The following is an 18,635-nucleotide window of genomic DNA, read 5'->3' on the forward strand; positions in this document are numbered from 1 at the left end:
CCTATGTGAACACTTCTGCCGAAGTGAAGGCGGAAAGCGATATTTGCTGCACCTCCTCCAATGCGCTGAAGGTGGTGGAAAGCTTCGGCACGGACCGCGTGCTCTGCATCCCGGATGAATATCTCGCGCAGAACATTGCCAAGCAGACCAATGTGAAGATCCTCACCTGGAAGGGGCACTGCGAAGTGCATGAGCGCTTCACGGCGGAAGAGCTTCGCCAGTATCGCAAGGACGATCCGAACATCGTCATCATTGCGCATCCTGAATGCCCGCCGGACGTGGTGGCGGAAGCGGATTTCTCCGGCTCCACCTCGGGCATGATCAACTGGGTGAAAGAAAACCAGCCGAAGCGCGTTGTCATGGTGACGGAATGCTCCATGAGCGACAATGTGGCGGTTGAAAATCCCAATGTGGAATTTGTGCGCCCCTGCAATCTCTGCCCGCATATGAAGCGCATCTCGCTCAAGAACATTCTTGAGAGCCTTGTCTATATGCGTGAGGAAGTGACGGTTGATCCTGCCGTTGCCGCCCGCGCGCGACTGGCCGTTGAGCGGATGATCAATCTGGGCAACTGAGCGGCATCTTTAGTCCCGCTCTTTCCGGAGGCGCCATCATGGCACAAGGCAATATTGTCGATGCCGGCGACGTTCTCATTGTCGGGGCGGGCCTTGCAGGGCTTTTCACGGCGCTGAAACTCGCGCCCCGGCCCGTCACCGTTCTCGCAGGCGCGCCCATCGGTGATGGCGCATCAAGCGCCTGGGCACAGGGCGGCATTGCAGCTGCAATCGAGGCCGGTGATACGGCTGAGTCCCATGCCGCCGACACGATTGCGGCAGGGGCCGGCACGGTGGATGAAGAAGCCGCGCTTTCCATCGCGCGGGAGGCGGCGCTTCGCATCGACGATCTGCTCCGACTCGGCGTTCCCTTTGATCGGGATATTGAAGGCAAGCTCGCGGTCGGCCGCGAGGCAGCACACAGCCATCGGCGCATTGTTCATGTGAAGGGCGATCAGGCAGGCAAGGCCATCATGCAGGCGCTTGTGGCTGCGGTGCGCGCCTGCCCTTCCATCACTGTCATGGAAGGCCTCTCGGCCTGTGAACTTGCCATCGAGAATGGTCGTGCGGCGGGCATCTTCGCGCGCCCGGCCCATGCAGCAGCAGCACAGCAGCCGCTTCTCATCAAGGCGCGTGCCGTGGTGCTTGCGTCCGGCGGTGTCGGCCAGCTTTTCGCCGTGACAACCAATCCGCGCGAGGCGCGCGGCGAAGGCATCGCCATGGCGGCCCGGGCAGGTGCGGTGATTGCCGATCCCGAGTTCGTGCAGTTTCACCCGACCGCGATAGCCTCCACGCGCGACCCTGCCCCGCTCGTTACCGAGGCGCTGCGTGGCGAAGGCGCGACCCTCATCAACAAGGCGGGCACGCGCTTCATGGCCGCCATCCACGAAGATGCAGAGCTTGCACCACGTGACATTGTTGCCCGCGCTATCTTCCGCGAAATTGCGGCGGGGCGCGGTGCATTCCTTGATGCGCGTGCGGCGCTTGGCGACCGCTTCGCCGAAGCCTTCCCGACCGTTCACGCGAACTGCCTTGCGCTCGGGATTGATCCGGCGCGCGAACCGATCCCTGTCGCGCCCGCCGCGCATTACCATATGGGCGGTATCCATGTGGATGCGCATGGGCGGAGCACGATCGAAGGGCTGTGGGCCTGTGGCGAGGTCGCCTGCACCGGCATGCATGGCGCAAACCGGCTTGCCAGCAATTCGCTGCTTGAAGCCATTGTCTTTGGCGCGCGGATCGCCAGCGATATTGAAGGCTCTGTGCCGGGCGCCCGTGCGGGCCGCGACATTGCCCCGCCCGCGCTTACCACACACAGCCATGCAACGGCCCCCTTCATGCAACAGCTTCGCCAGACCATGACCATCTATGCGGGCGTGGAGCGCAACGGGCACGGGCTTGCCCATGCGCTTGCGGAAATTAAGCGACTGGAGCGCGCGGCGGGACCGGCGAGCCTGTTCGGTAACAGTGCCACGGCAGCAAAGCTCATCGTCGCAGCCGCCTATGCGCGCGAGGAAAGCCGGGGCGGCCATTACCGCACCGATTTCGCGGAGCCACGCGCCGCCTGGTGCCATCGCAGCTTCATCACACTGAAAGAAGCCGCGCGCATTTGCGATGCGGCAACAGAAAGCCTTGGCGCCTCGGGCGCAGAAGAAGAACAGGTTACCGCATGACGCTGATGCCGCTCCCTGCCCTGATGATCGAGCCCGCCATTCGCATGGCGCTTGCCGAAGACCTTGGCCGCGCGGGCGACATCACCACGCAGGCGACCGTTCCGGCAGAGGCAAAGGCGCGCGTGCTGCTCAATGCACGTGTCTCCGGCCGCATCGCCGGGCTTGATTGCGCGCGCATGGCGTTCCGGCTGATTGATCCGGCGCTGAAAGTCGCCGTGGTGCGGGAAGACGGCTCCGATGTCGAGCCGGGTGACACGATTGCCGCCATTGAAGGCGCGGCGCGGTCTATCCTCACGGCAGAGCGCGTGGCGCTCAACTTTCTCGGCCATATGTCCGGTATTGCCACGGCAACGCGCGAGATTGCCCGCGCCATTGAAGGCACGAAAGCGCATGTCTGCTGCACGCGCAAGACAACGCCGGGCCTGCGCATTTTTGAAAAATATGCAGTGCGCGCGGGCGGCGGGATGAACCACCGCTTCGGCCTTGATGATGCCGTGCTGATCAAGGACAACCATATCGCCGTGTCGGGCGGTATCACGGCTGCCATTCAGCGCGCGAAACAGGCAAGCGGCCATATGGTCAAGATCGAGGTGGAAGTGGATACGCTCGACCAGCTCGACGAGGCGCTGGCCGAGGGCGTTGATGCCGTGCTGCTCGACAATATGTCGCCGCAGATGCTCACCGAGGCCGTGCGCCGCATCAATGGCCGCGCCATTGCAGAAGCATCGGGCCGCATCACGGTGGAGACGGCACCTGCCATCGCCGCATCAGGCGTTGACCTCATCTCCTGCGGCTGGATCACCCATTCGGCCCCCTGCCTTGATATCGGTCTTGATTTCGATCAGCTGACGGCCTCCTGAGCCTCAGGCCGCGATTGCGTCCTTCCCGCGCTTCCTGCTTTTCCCCGGACCAGAACTAGACTACGGTCCAGAAAACCAAAACAGGACTGACCGGGAGGAACCCATGGGACAGGCAAACGGACGCAAGTCCATCTTCATCACAGGCGCGGCGTCGGGCATGGGCCTTGAGACGGCGCGGCTTTTCGCCGGCAAGGGCTGGTTTGTTGGCGGCTATGACGTCAACGAGGCGGGCCTCAAGGCGCTTGAGAGTGAAATCGGCGCGGAGAACTGCATCGTCTCCAGGCTCGACGTTACCGACAAGAAGGCCTTCGACGCGACCGTCGCCGATTTCGGCAAGGCGACCGGCGGCAAGATGGACATTCTTTTCAACAATGCCGGTATTGGCGCGGGCGGCCTTTTCGAGCAGATGGCCTTTGAGGACAATCTGCGCGTGGTGCAGGTTAATTTCATCGGTGTACTGAACGGTATCCACGCCGCCCTGCCGCTTCTGAAGGCGACGGAGAATGCGCTCTGCTTCACCACCTCTTCCTCTTCCGCGACCTATGGCATGCCGGGCATTGCCGTCTATTCAGCGACGAAGCATGCGGTGAAGGGGCTTACCGAAGCGCTCTCCATCGAGTTCCGCCTGATTGGCGTGCGCGCGGCGGACGTGCTGCCGGGCCTGATCGATACGCCTATCCTGCCGGAAGGGGCCGCCGCCAATGCACCCAAGGAAGGCATGTTCCGCGCCATTCCGCCGGTCGAGGTCGCGAAAGTTGTCTGGGAAGCCTATGGCTCGGACAAGCTGCACTGGTATGTGCCGCCGGAGCTGGTTGAGCTCGACAAGGCAGCAGGCAATACGCCGGAACTGGTGCGCGAGCAGCTTGCATCGACAGGACCGATTGCGGCCCTGATCAAAGTAAAGGAAGAAAACAAGAAGGCTTGAGGCCGAACCGCGTGACGCGAAGGTCGCTCAGGAGCGGCCTTCGCGGGCGGGCTTGTAGAAGATGTGGCGGCCGATCTTCGCCACTTCCACCATGCTGGCGGCCCAATAGGGCTGCACATAATCCGCGTGATAATACATGGCGGGCGCAAGCTCCGACGGATCCATACGGCCCATCGTTACATATTCCGCCGTGCGCAGCGCACGCGCCCAGGCGCGGCGTTCATTCGGCACCTTGTTCACCCGCGCATCGCAGGTGAAGGAGAACTGGCAGCCTGTCTTGCGGCTCGCGCCCTGATAGACAACGCCGCAAATCGTATCCGGATAGTTCTCCGCGCCGACACGATTGAGAATGACGCTCGCAACGCCGAGCTGGCCCTGGAGCGACTCGCCCCGCGCCTCGAAATAGATGCCCGCCGCAAGGCAGCGGCGCTCATTCTCGAGCATCTGCGCCCTGAGGCGCACCAGCGGCGTATCCACATCCATCGGCACGCCGGGTGCCGGAAGGATGAGGCTTGCCTGTTCAATCTGTTCGCTGAGGAAGGCATTGTCCCCGCCAAAAGCGCCGGCGAGATCGCGGCCATGCACAGGCGCATAGGCCGTTATCGGATGCGTGGCCGGGTTGGCCGCCACAACAGGATCAGGCGTCGCAAAGGCGGAGATGAGCGTGGAAGAGACGATACCGAGGCACAGCAAGGCTGCTGTCGTTTGCGCAGCGCTGGCCACCAGGTGGCCCATGTCGAGCCATTGAAACAATTTACGCATCGTTCTCTAAACCGTCTGCTTTGTTGTTTTTGCAGACCCGGAACGCGCCCTTGTCAGAAACGCGCTCGGCCCCTTCCGGGACCTTTTCGAGCCTGTTGGACAGCACCGCTACCAACGTGCCAGAGCCCGATGCCGCATCGACACCTGGGCAAATATTTACTTCTTCATCGCTGGCTCCGGAGGTAACACGCGAATCTGGGCGCAACAATGTCATAATTGCGACTTTGTAAACGCGACGGGTTATGTGATTGAATTAAAAAGATTTTTCAGGCGCGACATATCGTACCCGGGCGCCATCTTGCGCTCCCTGACGCTACGTCAAAGGCCCGCCTCGCTGCATTTCAGGCGACTCGAAGCGTTAACGCATTTCCATCAAATTGGTTGCTTATTTTAACCATCCGTACACGCCATATCCTGTTTCGATACAATGCGTGTACGGATGGATTTTCAGCCGTCAGGCAGTACCGCTGCCCGAAGTACCGTTTGCACCGCCCGAAAGTGCCGCCTGTGCGGCTGCGAGACGCGCGATCGGCACGCGGTAGGGCGAGCAGGAAACATAGGTGAGGCCCACTTCCTCGCAGAAGGCGATGGAGGCCGGGTCGCCGCCATGCTCGCCGCATATGCCGAGCTTGATGTCGGGGCGCACTTCTCTTCCCCGCCCTGCACCGATGGACACCAGTTCGCCCACGCCATCGCGGTCCAGCGAAACGAAGGGATCCTGCGCGATGATCTTCTTGCCCATATAGTCATTCATGAAGTGGGCGGCGTCGTCACGGCTGATGCCGAAAGTTGTCTGCGTTAGGTCATTCGTGCCGAAGGAGAAGAACTCCGCGCTCTGGGCAATTTCCCGCGCCATCAGTACCGCGCGCGGCAGCTCGATCATGGTGCCGATGCGATAGTCGAGCTTCGCGCCCTTTTCCTTTTCGACCTCATTCGCGACAGCGACGATACGCTCCTTCAGAAAGTCGAGTTCAGCTTTCATGCTCACAAGCGGGATCATGATTTCGGGCACAACGGCTTCGCCCGTCTTTTCCGCGGCGAGCAATGCACCTTCGAAAATGGCGCGGGCCTGCATCTCGTAGATTTCCGGATAGGAAATACCGAGGCGGCAGCCGCGATGACCGAGCATCGGGTTTGTCTCGTCAAGCTCCGTCAGACGGCGCGCGAGCTTCTCCGCATCCATGCCCGTTTCTGCCGCGAACTCCGCAATCTCCGCCTCGCCTTTCGGCAGGAACTCATGCAACGGCGGATCAAGCAGGCGGATCGTTACGGGCAGGCCATGCATGATCTCGAAGAGCTGGCGGAAATCATCGCGCTGCATCGGGAAAATCTTGTCGAGCGCGGCGCGGCGACCCTTGACATCATCCGCGAGGATCATCTGGCGCACAGCAACGATGCGATTTTCCTCAAAGAACATATGCTCGGTGCGGCAAAGGCCGATGCCTTCCGCACCAAACTTGCGTGCTGTCTCCGCATCATGCGGCGTCTCGGCATTGGTGCGCACTTCCATGCGGCGATATTTGTCCGCCCAGCCCATCAGCGTGGCGAAATCGCCGGAGAGTTCCGGCTGCAGCGTCGGGATGCGGCCTTTCAGCACCTGCCCCGTAGAGCCATCCACCGTGATGATGTCTCCCTTCTTCACGGTGACGCCGGAGGCGGTGAAGGTCTCACTCTTGTAATCAATGCGGATGGAGCCTGCGCCCGACACGCAGGGACGGCCCATGCCGCGCGCCACCACCGCCGCATGGCTCGTCATGCCGCCGCGCGTGGTGAGGATCGCAACGGCGGAATGCATGCCGTTGATGTCTTCGGGGCTCGTCTCGACACGGACGAGTATGACTTCCCGCCCTTCCTGACGAAGAGCCGCCGCCTCATCAGAATTGAATACCACCTCGCCGCTCGCAGCGCCCGGCGAGGCGGGCAGGCCCGAGGCCAGCACATCGCGCGGCGCATCAGGATCAAGCGTCGGGTGCAGAAGCTGGTCGAGCGAGGCGGGATCGACGCGGCCAATCGCCGTCTGCTCGTCGATCAGCCCTTCCGCCACCATTTCCACCGCGATCTTGAGCGCGGCCTTCGCGGTGCGCTTTCCGGCGCGCGTCTGGAGCATCCAGAGCTTGCCTTCCTGAACGGTGAACTCGACATCCTGCATGTCGCGATAGTGCTGTTCGAGCCGCTCGAAAACGGCGGCAAGCTCTGCGAAAGCTTCGGGCATTGCCTCTTCCATGGAGGGCAGCCTGTCGCCCCCCTCAAGGCGCGCCTTCTTGGTCAGGCTTTGCGGGGTGCGGATGCCAGCCACCACATCTTCGCCCTGCGCATTCACAAGGAACTCGCCGTAATAGGCGCGCTCGCCTGTGGAAGGGTTGCGCGTGAAGGCAACGCCCGTGGCGCTCGTATTGCCCATATTGCCGAACACCATTGCCTGCACATTGACGGCGGTGCCCCAGCTTTCGGGAATGTTGTGGAGGCGGCGATAGGTTTCCGCACGGCGGTTGCGCCATGAGCCGAAGACGGCGCCAATCGCGCCCCATATCTGCTCATTTACATCCTGCGGGAACGGATGGCCAAGCTCTTCTTCCACGCGCTTCTTGTAACGTGCGATCACGTCCTTCCAGTCTTCGGCTGAAAGGTCCGTATCCAGATTATATTCCTGCTCTTCCTTGTAATACTCGAGAATTTCCTCGAAATTGTGATGATCGACGCCGAGCACCACATCGGAATACATGGAAATGAAGCGGCGATAGCTGTCATAGGCGAAACGCTCATCGCCTGCGCGCTTTGCAAGGCCCGCTGCCGTTTCGTCATTGAGGCCGAGATTCAGCACCGTATCCATCATGCCGGGCATGGAGGCGCGGGCACCGGAGCGCACGGAAACGAGAAGCGGATTTTCCGGGTCGCCAAATGACATGCCGACAGCCTTGCCGACGGCGGCAAGCGCTTCCTCGACCTGCTCGCGCAGACCCGCCGGATAGTTCCGGTCATTGTCGTAGAAGGCGGTGCAGACTTCCGTGGTGATGGTGAAACCCGGCGGCACAGGAAGGCCGATATTCGACATTTCGGCGAGGTTCGCACCCTTGCCGCCCAGAAGGTCGCGCATGGACGCCGCGCCTTCTGCCTTGCCATCACCGAAGGAATAAACCCACTTCTTCTCAGCCATAGCACTGCCTTTGGTTTGGGTGAGCCTGCACCCACTTTACCGTCATGGCCCGCATGAAGCGGTCACGACGCCGAGGGATCAGGTCGCGTTACCCCTCGACCTTCGAAAAGTCCGCAACCTCGTGCAACGCCGCGCGAATCTGCGCCAGAAGTTTCAGGCGGTTCGCGCGAATATCAGCATCATCAGCATTGACCGTCACCTTGTCGAAGAAAGCATCGACAGGCGCGCGCAGCGTGGCGAGCGCCGACATGGCGGCGGCGAAATCTTCTTTCCCGACAGCTTCTTTCGCCTTCTCAGTTGCGGTCGCAATGGCGGCGGCAAGCGCCTTTTCTTCGTTCTGCTGAAGAAGCGAAGCGACCGGCGCGGCGTCATATACCTTGCCGTCCTTCTTTTCCTCGATGCGGAGAATGTTCACCGCGCGGCGATAGCCCGCGAGCAGGTTCGCGCCATCCTCCGTGGACAGGAACGCCGACAGTGCCTCGACACGCTTCACGACGAGGACGAGATCATCCTGTCCTTCAAGCGCAAAGACAGCATCGACAAGATCATGCCGAGCACCGTTTTCTTTCAACTGCTGCTTCAAGCGATCGCGGAAAAAATCTTGCAAACCAGACATTTCGAGCGCGGTAAACGCGGCACTTACAACGTCACGAAGAGATTTGCTGCCCGACGCCGCCATCCACTTTTTGGCGGCGGCTTCGCCCAGCTCGCCGTACCCACGCAATGCGACCTGAAAGACTTCCGAGAGCCGAAATCGCAGAGAAGCATCCAGCGCGACGCGAATGACGCCCAATGCCGCACGCCTCAATGCGTACGGATCCTTCGATCCCGTCGGCTTCTCATCAATGATCCAGAAGCCAGCCAGCGTGTCGATCTTGTCGGCCAGCGCGACCACCTTGCCCAGCGGCGAGGACGGCACGTCGTCCGAGGGGCCGAGGGGTGCGTAATGTTCGGCAATCGCGTTGGCGATGTCGTCATCAAGCCCGTCATTGCGCGCGTAATAGGCGCCCATCAGCCCTTGCAGTTCGGGGAACTCGCCCACCATGCCGGTGGTGAGGTCGGCCTTTGCAAGTTCGCCAGCGATTTTTGCCTTGGCAGCGTCAGCACCGGGCACGAAGGGGGCGAGCGCTTCCGCGAGCTTGCCGATGCGAATAGCCTTGTCATGCACCGTGCCGAGCTTGGCATGGAAAACGACTTCATTGAGCTTCGGCAGGCGGCTTGAGAGGGTCTGCTTCCGGTCCTGATCCCAGAGGAAGCGCGCATCGGCGAAGCGGGCACGGAGTACGCGCTCATTGCCATTGATGATGGCCTTGCCGCCATCTTCTGCTTCGAGATTGGCCACCACGATGAAGCGGTTGCTGAGCTTGCCCTGCCCGTCATGCAGCGCGAAATATTTCTGGTTCGCGCGCATGGTGCTGGTCAGCACTTCCTGCGGCACGGACATGAACTCATCATCGATGCGCCCGATCAGCGGCACGGGATATTCGACAAGCCCTGCCACTTCATGCAGCAGCGCCTCATCCTCAACCAGTGTCAGCCCTTCGGCCTCTGCGAGCGCCTTCGCGCCTGCATGGATGAAATGCGCGCGCTTTGCTGGATCAAGCACAACCTTCGCCTCGGTGAGCTTCATCTCGTAATCGGTGAAATCCGCCACCGCGAACTCTGCGGGTGCCATGAAGCGGTGGCCGCGCGTCGTGTTGCCCGACTTGATGCCATCCACCTCGAAGGGGACAACCTTGCCGCCCAGCAGGCAGAGGATCGAATGAAGCGGGCGCACCCAGCGAAGCGAGCCACTGCCCCAGCGCATGGATTTCGGCCAGGGGAATGAGCGCACCACCGCAGGCACGATCTCCGCGATGAGATCGGCCGTGGCGCGGCCGGGCTTTTCCGTGACCGCGACATAGAAGGCGCCCTTCTTGTCTTCCTGTACGGTCGCCTGATCGATGGAGGAAAGACCGGCAGCGCGGAGGAAACCGTCAATCGCCTGTTGCGGCGCGCCGACCTTCGGGCCCTTGCGCTCTTCCTTCACGTCCGGCGTCTTTTCCGGCAGACCTTCGATGACAAGCGTGAGGCGGCGCGGCGTTGCATAGGCGCGCGCATTCCTGCCCTCAACGCCTGCTTCTTTCAGCGCATCGCTGACAAGGCGCAAAAGGTCTTCGCGCGCGCGCTTTTGCATGCGGGCGGGAATCTCTTCCGAGAAAAGCTCCAGCAGAAGTTCGCTCATGCGCGTGTCTCCTGCGTATTCTTCCATGCGTCGGCGCAGAGCTTCGCGAGCGCGCGCACGCGGCCGATATAGGCCTGCCGTTCGGTGACGGAGATGACGCCGCGCGCATCAAGCAGGTTGAAATTGTGGCTCGCCTTGATGACCTGATCATAAGCCGGCAGCGGCAGCCCCTTTTTGATAAGCGCCTCGCATTCCTTTTCCGCGTCCTCGAAATGGCGGAACAGCATTTCCGTGTTCGCCGCCTCGAAGTTGTGCGCGGAGAACTCCACCTCGGCCTGATGGAAGACATCGCCATAGGTCACGCGGTCTTCGCCGCTTGCACCGTTGAAATCCAGCTCATAGCCGTTGTCGACGCCCTGGATATACATGGCGAGGCGCTCAAGCCCGTAGGTGAGCTCGCCGGAGACAGGCTCGCACTCGATGCCGCCGACCTGCTGAAAATAGGTAAACTGCGAGACTTCCATGCCGTCGCACCAGACTTCCCAGCCAAGACCCCAGGCGCCCAGCGTCGGGCTTTCCCAGTCATCCTCGACAAAGCGGATGTCGTGGTTCTTCGCATCGATCCCCAGCATCTCGAGACTTTCGAGATAGAGCTGCTGGATGTTTTCCGGACTCGGCTTCAGGATCACCTGAAACTGGTAATAGTGCTGAAAGCGGTTCGGGTTCTCGCCATAGCGCCCGTCTGTGGGGCGGCGGGAGGGCTGCACATAGGCGGCCTTCCACGGCTTCGGCCCCAGCGCACGCAAGGTGGTCGCAGGGTGGAACGTGCCCGCCCCCATCGCCATGTCATAGGGCTGGAGAATGACGCAGCCCTGCTTGGCCCAGAAGGCCTGCAATTTCAGGATCAGAGACTGGAAAGAATTATCTGGCTTCGCCGTCATGGGGTGAGGCGCTTTCAAGCGGAATCGGCAGCGGGATCACAGGCCGCGAGCGCATACCTCGGGCGGGCGCAACCTAGCTCCCGGTCCGGGGAGGGTCAAGTTGAAGGCAGAAGGAGAAAAGCCCGGAAAGGAAACCCTGCCGGGCCGAATCACGCACTGATTTCAGGTCGAGGTTCGAATTCGAGGTCAGATGTCGCGGCGGCTGTGCTCCGGCACATAGATGCCGTCGCCCTCTTCGCGGAGCATTCCGAGATCGCGCGGCTCCACCCGGTGGCTCGCGCGGGCGCGCGCAAAGGCCTCGCGCTGGCGCATGGTCTGGCGCTGAACCGCCTGATAGGCAGCGTAGCAAACCGCAATAAACACGGCTGCAAAGACGATCTTCGTCATGTCATCGTCCTCTCGATTGGTCTGGCCAAGATACGATAAGCGGCCAGGACGGCCCCATTAAAGGACAAAACGGCTCCAAAGGGAACGCCTCTCGATGGCGGAAATAAGCCCGTCGGCCAGCTGGGCGGCGAATCCCGTCCCCAGCCGGTCGAAGAACCCGCCGGAAAGCTCGGTTCCGCCCAAGCCACCGCCGGCACCGGGGCGATACCAGGGGGTCCTCGGGCTGATGAGCCTCAGTTTCACATCGGGGCCAAACAGCTCCCGCATCTTGCCCCGCACATCGCCGAGACCATCGGCGAGGCCACGGGCCACCGCCCCCTCGCCTGCCCAGAACTCGCCGGAGAAGATCGCCGGGTCGTCAGCCTTCAGCCGTTCGCCCCGCGCCTCGCGGACGAGCCGCTTGAAATAGTCATGCACGTCGCGTTGCAGCGCTTCGAGGCGGGCGACTTCCTCAGGCCGTTCCGGCTGGAAGGGATCAAGCATCGCCTTGCTCTCGCCTGCCGTATGCACGCGGCGCTCGATGCCCAGCTTTTCTATCAGGCCGGTGAAACCGAAGCCCGCCGAGACGACGCCGATGGAGCCAAGGATCGAGCTTTCATCGGCATAAATCTCGTCTGCCGCGCAGGCGATCATGTAGCCGCCTGATGCTGCGACATCTTCCGCAAAGGCATAGACGGGAAGGTTCTTCTCGGTCGCAAGGGCGCGGATGCGCTTGTAGATCAGCGATGACTGCACCGGCGAGCCGCCCGGCGAATTGATGAGCAGTGCCACCGCCTTTGCATTCTTCATGGAGAAGGCCGCTTCGAGCGCAGGTGCGACAGCGGCAAGGTTCAGCCCGCCGCGCAAGGGCTGTGAAGGACCGATCACGCCCGACAGCCGCACCACGGCGACGACGGGCTTCGGGTTCCAGTCAGGAGCTACGCGGCGGCGCAGCAGGGCGGGCAGAAAGGGCGCAAGGCGGTTTCTCATTCCCAATAGATAGGGACAGAGCCGCCATCCGACAAGCGGACAGGCACTTGAGGCGTCAGACGATCTGGCCGGGCTGGTCTAGCAGCAAGGCCTCGCCCTCTCTCAGCAGCGCCTCGGCGCGGGGGGTGAAGCGGCCATCCGCGCCATGCAGCACAAGGCCCGCCCGCAGCACGAGCGGCGCCTTCGAATCACGCTGGCCGCGAATGATGACCCGTGAGGCGGGCTTGCCCGCCGCCGGCCAAAGCGGAAAGACCTCGATGCCGCCCAGATGGCCAGACATGGCATTGAGCAATTGCCCCAACGCATCTGCCCGGTGGATGAAGGTGACACTTCCCTTGGGCCGCGCCATGACGCAGCAGAAACGCACCCAGTCATTCAGATCGGAGCCGAGCGTCAGATGCGCCTGCGCCTTGCTGCGGTCCGGCGAGGCGGGATTCGACGCCGGGTCGTGATAGGGCGGATTGGCAAAGACATGGTGCCAGCTTGCGGGTGCCAGACCTGCGGCTGCGAGGTCGCGCACCGGATGGCCGATATCGCCCTCCATGATCGACACGCGATCCGAAAGGCCGTTTCGCGCAATGTTTTCTTCGGCAAGGCGCACAAGCTCCGGCTGCACTTCAATGCCTGCAACCTCAACCCCGCTCACACGCGAGGCGAGGCAGAGGCTTGCCACACCGACACCGGCCCCCGCCTCCAGCACACGCTCGCCCGCACGCGCCGGGATCGCGGCTGCCAGAAGCACGGCATCAAGCCCTGCCCTGTAGCCCCGCGCCGGCTGAAGCATTTTCAGCCTCCCACCGAGAAAGCCATCATCGGTGATGTCAGGCTCGTTCGTTTTCAGTGCTGATGTGCCGCTCATCCGTTCCCGCTCCCTTGAACTTCGTCGAGAATCTTCCGCGCGCTCTCATGGTCCTCATCCACCACCATGATACGCCTTGGCAGTATGCCGAGCGAGCCCTCCATGAAGCTCATATGACCATCCATCTCGAAGGGTTCGATACCTTCCTCACGCAGCCTGTGGAGAAGAAAGGAGATCAGCACAGGGTCATTGGTTCGAATCAATTCCTTCATGCCGTTTTTCTTTCCCTTCCGCGCATTTCGGTGCATAAACCGCCCGGTGCGGCATATGGCCCCGCATGACCCGGTGGGCAGGTACTCACCCAGAAATCCTGCTTTTCCGGGCCTTGCCGCCTATCCGGCACCAACCTATGCTTTCTCAAATGGCCTGGTATTACGAGCCATTTATGGAGTTTTCGGGCCGACAAGCGGCCCTTCCCCCGACGCAGGAGTCACTCATTGGGTGTAGTTGTTCCCCTGGGCGAGGATCGCGGCCGCGGCCAGAACGCGGTTGCAGAGTTGCAGGCGCTGGTGCGGCCCGAGATGGAGGCTGTCAATGATTTCATCCGTGAGCGGATGGCATCTGACGTGCCGATGATTCCCGAGCTTGCAAGCCACCTCATCAATTCAGGCGGCAAGCGGCTGCGCCCCATGCTCACCATCGCCGCCTCGAAGATGTGCGACTATACGGGCAGTGACCATATCAAGCTCGCCGCAACGGTTGAGTTCCTGCATACGGCAACGCTTCTCCATGATGATGTCGTGGATGAAAGCGATATGCGGCGCGGCTCCAAGACGGCGCGGATGCTCTGGGGCAATCAGGCAAGCGTGCTTGTGGGTGACTTCCTGCTTGGCCGCGCCTTCAAGCTCATGGTCGAAACGAAGTCGCTTCGCGCCCTCGAAATCATCGCGGACGCCGCCTCCATCATCGCGGAAGGCGAAGTCATGCAGCTTGCGGCTGCAAAGGACACAAGCACCACGGAAGATGCCTATCTGCGCGTGATCTCCGCCAAGACGGCGGCGCTTTTTGCGGCTGCATCGGAAATCGGCGCCGTCATCTCAAAGCGCGAGGGCAATGAGGCAGCCGCTCTTCACTCCTATGGCCGCAATCTCGGCATTGCCTTCCAGCTTGTCGATGATGCGCTTGATTATGGCGGGCGGGCTGCCGCACTCGGCAAGAATACGGGAGATGATTTCCGCGAAGGCAAGATCACCCTGCCGGTCGTGCTTGCCTTCCGGCGTGGTACGGCGGAGGAACGCAGCTTCTGGGAGCGCACGCTGCAACAGGGCGACAGGCAGGAAGGCGATCTCGAACGCGCCGTCGAGCTGATGCATCGCCATTCAGCGCTGGAAGACACGATCGTGCGGGCACGCCATTATGGCGCCATGGCCATCGACGCGCTGGCGATCTTCCCGGAAAGCAAATATCGCGATGCGCTGACAGCGCTGGTCGAATTCTGCATCAACCGGAATCACTGACGCCGGAGACGGCAGCTTCTTTCACCCACCAGTCGGGGTGGGCGGCTGAAAGGTCGCGCGCGGCTGCTTCCGCTTCTGTAACGCTCCCATAAACGCCAAAGCAGGTTGCGCCCGAGCCGGACATTCGTGCGAGGCGGCATTCTTTCGTTTCGGTTACGGCTGCAAGCACATCGTCTATCTCCGGCAGGATGGCCCTTGCCGGCGCTTCAAGATCATTCGGCTCCTCGTTCACCCAAGCGAGAAGATCATCAAGCGAACAAAAAACGGGAAGCGGGGCGTCAGGCGGCGTCGCGGTGATTGCAGGGGCTGCAAGCGCGCGAAAGACGGACGCTGTCGAGAGCGATTTCAGCGGATTGACGAGCAGCAAGCCGAAGCCCGGAAACCGTGGGAAGCGCGTGATGCGTTCGCCTATGCCAGCCATCAGCGCCGGGCGCGGATCAAGGCAGACCGGCACATCGGCACCAAGCGACAGGGCAAGATCTTCGAGGGCCGCTTCCTCCGGCGCGACATTCCAAAGGCGCATCAATACGCGGAGGGCGGTGGCGGCATCCGCCGAGCCCCCGCCAATGCCCGATGCGACGGGAAGGTTTTTTTCAAGCGTGATGTGAGCACCGCTCGCAACGCCCGCCCTCTCGCGCAGGCCGCGCGCCGCACGCAGCACGAGATTGTCCGCCTCCCCTTCAAGCGATGAGGCAAAGGGTCCTTCAAGCGTCAGAGAAAGATCCGTGTTCCGCCGCGCGGTGATCCGGTCGCCTGTTTCGGCAAAGACCACGAGGCTCCGCAGCTCATGATAGCCATCGGGGCGACGGCCCAGCACGCGGAGCGACAGGTTTATCTTCGCCCGTGCCAGCTCAACTGCATCACTCATCACGAGCCTGCGGGTGCCGCTGTCTTCTGCTCGGCCTCGGCGCGCTCTCCGGCCTCAAGATCGAGATCAAGCTTGATGCGGAGGATCTCTTCGCGGCGAGGTTCCGGCTCCAGCGCCATGGCGTGACTCCACTGGTAGCGCGCCTCGATGCGGCGACCAACCTTCCAATAGGCATCGCCCAGATGCTCGTTGATCGTCGGATCGCCCGGCTGAAGCTCCACCGCACGCTCAAGATATTTCACGGCCAGCGCATATTCACCGAGCCGGTAGCGTGCCCAGCCAAGACTGTCCACGATATAGCCGTCATTGGGGCGCTGCTCGACGGCCCTTTCGATCATCGCAAGCGCCTCATCGAGACGATGATGCTGCTCGATCCATGAATAGCCGAGATAGTTGAGAACCAGCGGGTGATCGCCGGAGAGATCAAGCGCGAGAGTAAGATCGGCTTCCGCCTTTTCCCATTCGCCAAGCCGCTCGTAACAGATGCCGCGCGCATAATAGAGCGTCCAGTTACGCTCATCCGGCTTGCCGGAAAGCTCGATCGCGCGCTGATATTCCTTCGCTGCTTCTGCGTATTTTTCCTTCGCGCGATGAATGTCACCCATCGCGACAAGCGGCTCTATGCGGTCGGGAAAATCTCGTGCGACGCGCTCCAGCACACGGATTGCCTCATCCTCGCGCTCCAGCTTGTCGAGCGCCAGCGCCGTCTGGATACGCGCATTCATGTAGAGCGGCGAATTGCGGCCCACCTTGTCATAGGCGGCAACGGCATCGGCCCAACGCTTCTGCGTTTCATAGGCCCCACCGAGAAGCGAGCGCGCAATGTCGAAATCGGGCCGCATATAAAGCGCCAGATTGAGATAAAGCTCCGCGAGATTGCCGGACGGATCGCTCGCCAGCGCGCTGCCAAGCCCATAAAGCGCTTCGGCAACGCCCTCCGACGCATTCGCAACGAGCGGGGGCAGGGTCTCCCCTTTTTGCAGCAGCGCAAGCTCATGCTCGGCAAGCGGGTGCTCGCCCGCGAGTTCGAGAAAACCTGTCAGCACATCGCGCGCCTTGTCATCCTGCCCGCCGCGCGACAGATAGCTCGCATAGGCCTGGACAACGCGAATGCTGCCTCCGCCGCTTGCCTCCATCGCCTTTTCGAAGGCGGCCCCTGCAGCCTCCCTGTCGCCCAGCACTTCGAGCATCAGCGCTTCGTGATAGGCGCGGAAAAGCGCAAAGGCAGCGCGACCATCAAAGGCGCCGAGCTTTTCAAGCGCGCGCTCCCTGTCGCCCTCGCCCACCGCTGCCCAGGCAAGGGTGAGCGTGCCGACCAGCGCCGTAAAGGGGCCGGGTTCGGCGGCTTTCATTTCCTCCGTCGCATCGGCAAAGCGGCCCTCGCGTACAGAAGCGAGCGCCAATACAAGCCGCGCCATGCGATCACCGGACTCCGAAGCAATGAGACGCCTTGCAAGCGGAATGGCGCGCGACATGTCGCCTGCCGTTGTCGCCGCCATGAAGGCGCGCTCAAGGATGACAGGATCACCCGGCTCTTCTGCCAACGCGCGCTCGTAATAGATCGCTGCCTTGCCGCTGTCATTGACGGCAGAGGCGTGGCGGCCAGCGAGATAGGCACCATAGGGCGTGTCCGCGCGCCCCTTCTGGAAAACGGAGAAGCCCTCCGTCCCGGCGCAGCCGCCAAGCGCGGCCAGAAGCGTTGCGAGTGCCATGCCCCGCGCCGCACGCAGAACCGGCCCTTTCCTCAACCGCGCCGCATCGGAACTCATCATATGGATGCCTGCCTTCAAGCCTTCGGTCTGCCGCCTGGAGGCGGCGCAAGATTGCTCCATAGAAGCAAAAAAAACGGGGGCCGCATACAGCCCCCGTCTCTTTCGACCGCGTTGCGATCACATATTCGGGTAATTCGGCCCGCCGCCACCTTCCGGCACTGTCCAGTTGATGTTCTGGGCGGGGTCCTTGATGTCGCAGGTTTTGCAGTGGACGCAGTTCTGCGCATTGATCTGGAAGCGGGGGTTGGATCCATCGGCGTCGCGCACAACCTCGTACACACCGGCCGGGCAATAGCGCTGCGCGGGCTCGGCATATTTCGGCAGGTTGTAGGCAATCGGAATCGCCGGGTCCTTCAGCTTCAGATGGACAGGCTGATCTTCCTCATGGTTCGTCGCAGAGAGGAACACGGAGGAAAGCTTGTCGAAGGAAATCTTGCCATCGGGCTTCGGATAGGCAATCGGCGTGCAGTCCTTGGCTTCCTTGATCGACTCAAAGTCCGCCTTGCCGTGCTTCAGCGTGAAGGGCAGGCCGATGCCGAGATTGTTCATCCACATATCGACAGCGCCAAGGCCGATGCCGAGGAAGGTGCCGAACCGCGTCCAGAGCGGCTTCACGTTGCGGACGCGCTTCAGGTCCTTATAGACCGGGCTCTTTTCATAGGCTTCCGCATAGGCGGAAAGCTCATCGCCCTGACGGCCATCCTTCACGGCTTCGAAGGCGGCTTCCGCACCCATGATGCCGGTGAGGATCGCGTTATGGCTGCCCTTGATGCGCGGCACATTGACGAATCCCGCCGAACAGCCGATCAGCGCACCGCCGGGGAAAACGAGCTTGGGCACGGACTGGAAACCGCCTTCCGTGATGGCACGCGCGCCATAGGAAATGCGCTTGCCGCCCACAAAAGTGTCCGCAATCGCCGGATGGTGCTTGAAGCGCTGGAACTCGTCGAAGGGCGAGAGATAGGGGTTCTTGTAGTTCAGGTGAACCACGAAGCCCACGGCAACGAGGTTGTCGCCGAAGTGATAGAGGAATGAACCGCCGCCGGTCGAATTGTCGAGCGGCCAACCCATTGTGTGCTGCACAAGCCCCTTACGGTGCTTGGCGGGATCGACTTCCCAAAGCTCCTTGAGGCCGATGCCGAATTTCTGCGGATCGCGGCCCTCGTCGAGCTTGAACTTGCGGATCAGTTCCTTGGAGAGCGAACCGCGCACGCCTTCAGCGAAAAGCGTGTACTTGCCGCGCAGTTCCATGCCCGGCGTGTAGCTGTCCTTCGGCTCGCCATCCTTGCC

At 61.9% G+C, this 18,635-nt stretch carries 16 protein-coding genes; 5 read left to right on the top strand and 11 right to left on the bottom strand.

Annotation, left to right across the window (positions count from 1 at the left end):
• The 4 genes from WBF74_RS04255 to WBF74_RS04270 form a co-directional block, all read left to right on the top strand.
• On the top strand, window positions 1–575 hold a 575-nt coding region (locus tag WBF74_RS04255; protein WP_424435665.1), incomplete at its 5' end, for a quinolinate synthase.
• A 38-nt stretch (window positions 576–613) separates the two neighbouring features.
• A complete protein-coding gene (locus tag WBF74_RS04260; protein ID WP_424435668.1) occupies window positions 614–2,227 on the top strand; it encodes an L-aspartate oxidase in 1,614 nt (537 codons plus the stop codon).
• Window positions 2,224–3,087, top strand: coding sequence for a carboxylating nicotinate-nucleotide diphosphorylase (gene nadC, locus WBF74_RS04265; protein ID WP_424435671.1), 864 nt, complete (start codon window positions 2,224–2,226; stop codon window positions 3,085–3,087). The genes WBF74_RS04260 and nadC overlap by 4 nt, the downstream gene beginning before the upstream one ends.
• 103 nt (window positions 3,088–3,190) lie before the next feature.
• Window positions 3,191–4,012 carry an SDR family oxidoreductase gene (locus WBF74_RS04270; RefSeq protein ID WP_424435674.1) on the top strand — a complete coding sequence of 274 codons (822 nt, stop codon included), beginning with the start codon at window positions 3,191–3,193 and terminating at the stop codon, window positions 4,010–4,012.
• A 27-nt stretch (window positions 4,013–4,039) separates the two neighbouring features.
• Here the strand turns inward: WBF74_RS04270 and WBF74_RS04275 are convergent, their stop codons facing one another.
• From WBF74_RS04275 to WBF74_RS04310, 8 genes are all read right to left on the bottom strand, one after another.
• The gene (locus WBF74_RS04275; RefSeq protein WP_424435677.1) at window positions 4,040–4,774 is read right to left on the bottom strand and encodes a cell wall hydrolase; all 735 of its coding nucleotides are present in this window, start codon (window positions 4,772–4,774) and stop codon (window positions 4,040–4,042) included.
• A gap of 454 nt (window positions 4,775–5,228) precedes the next feature.
• A complete protein-coding gene (ppdK, locus tag WBF74_RS04280; protein WP_424435680.1) occupies window positions 5,229–7,928 on the bottom strand; it encodes a pyruvate, phosphate dikinase in 2,700 nt (899 codons plus the stop codon).
• A gap of 88 nt (window positions 7,929–8,016) precedes the next feature.
• A complete protein-coding gene (gene glyS / locus WBF74_RS04285; RefSeq protein ID WP_424435683.1) occupies window positions 8,017–10,152 on the bottom strand; it encodes a glycine--tRNA ligase subunit beta in 2,136 nt (711 codons plus the stop codon).
• Window positions 10,149–11,033 (bottom strand): glycine--tRNA ligase subunit alpha, encoded by an 885-nt coding sequence (locus WBF74_RS04290; RefSeq protein ID WP_424435686.1) that lies wholly within the window; start codon window positions 11,031–11,033, stop codon window positions 10,149–10,151. The genes glyS and WBF74_RS04290 overlap by 4 nt, the downstream gene beginning before the upstream one ends.
• 186 nt (window positions 11,034–11,219) lie before the next feature.
• On the bottom strand, window positions 11,220–11,420 hold the full coding sequence (locus tag WBF74_RS04295) for a hypothetical protein (protein ID WP_424435689.1): 201 nt from the start codon (window positions 11,418–11,420) through the stop codon (window positions 11,220–11,222).
• A gap of 57 nt (window positions 11,421–11,477) precedes the next feature.
• Entirely contained in the window at window positions 11,478–12,389 is a 912-nt protein-coding gene (locus WBF74_RS04300; protein ID WP_424435692.1) for a S49 family peptidase, read from the bottom strand.
• Window positions 12,390–12,444: 55 nt separating this feature from the next.
• Entirely contained in the window at window positions 12,445–13,248 is an 804-nt protein-coding gene (locus WBF74_RS04305; RefSeq protein ID WP_424435695.1) for a tRNA1(Val) (adenine(37)-N6)-methyltransferase, read from the bottom strand.
• Window positions 13,245–13,460, bottom strand: coding sequence for a DUF2007 domain-containing protein (locus tag WBF74_RS04310; protein WP_424435698.1), 216 nt, complete (start codon window positions 13,458–13,460; stop codon window positions 13,245–13,247). The genes WBF74_RS04305 and WBF74_RS04310 overlap by 4 nt, the downstream gene beginning before the upstream one ends.
• A gap of 225 nt (window positions 13,461–13,685) precedes the next feature.
• Here WBF74_RS04310 and WBF74_RS04315 point away from each other — a divergent pair, with 225 nt between their 5' ends.
• Window positions 13,686–14,705, top strand: a complete 1,020-nt coding sequence (locus WBF74_RS04315) for a polyprenyl synthetase family protein (protein WP_424435701.1) — start codon at window positions 13,686–13,688, stop codon at window positions 14,703–14,705.
• Here WBF74_RS04315 and WBF74_RS04320 read toward each other — a convergent pair.
• From WBF74_RS04320 to WBF74_RS04330, 3 genes are all read right to left on the bottom strand, one after another.
• Complete coding sequence (locus WBF74_RS04320; protein ID WP_424435704.1) at window positions 14,689–15,573, bottom strand: 4-(cytidine 5'-diphospho)-2-C-methyl-D-erythritol kinase; 885 nt, start codon at window positions 15,571–15,573, stop codon at window positions 14,689–14,691. The two genes, WBF74_RS04315 and WBF74_RS04320, sit on opposite strands and share 17 nt — an antisense overlap.
• Complete coding sequence (locus WBF74_RS04325) at window positions 15,573–17,345, bottom strand: tetratricopeptide repeat protein (RefSeq protein WP_424435707.1); 1,773 nt, start codon at window positions 17,343–17,345, stop codon at window positions 15,573–15,575. Before WBF74_RS04325 ends, WBF74_RS04320 begins: the two co-directional genes overlap by 1 nt.
• Before the next feature lie 117 nt (window positions 17,346–17,462).
• A partial coding sequence (locus WBF74_RS04330) for an electron transfer flavoprotein-ubiquinone oxidoreductase (RefSeq protein WP_424435710.1) occupies window positions 17,463–18,635 on the bottom strand: 1,173 nt, incomplete at its 5' end.

This window comes from Parvibaculum sp., from assembly GCF_049672805.1.
Taxonomy (GTDB): Bacteria; Pseudomonadota; Alphaproteobacteria; order Parvibaculales; family Parvibaculaceae; genus Parvibaculum.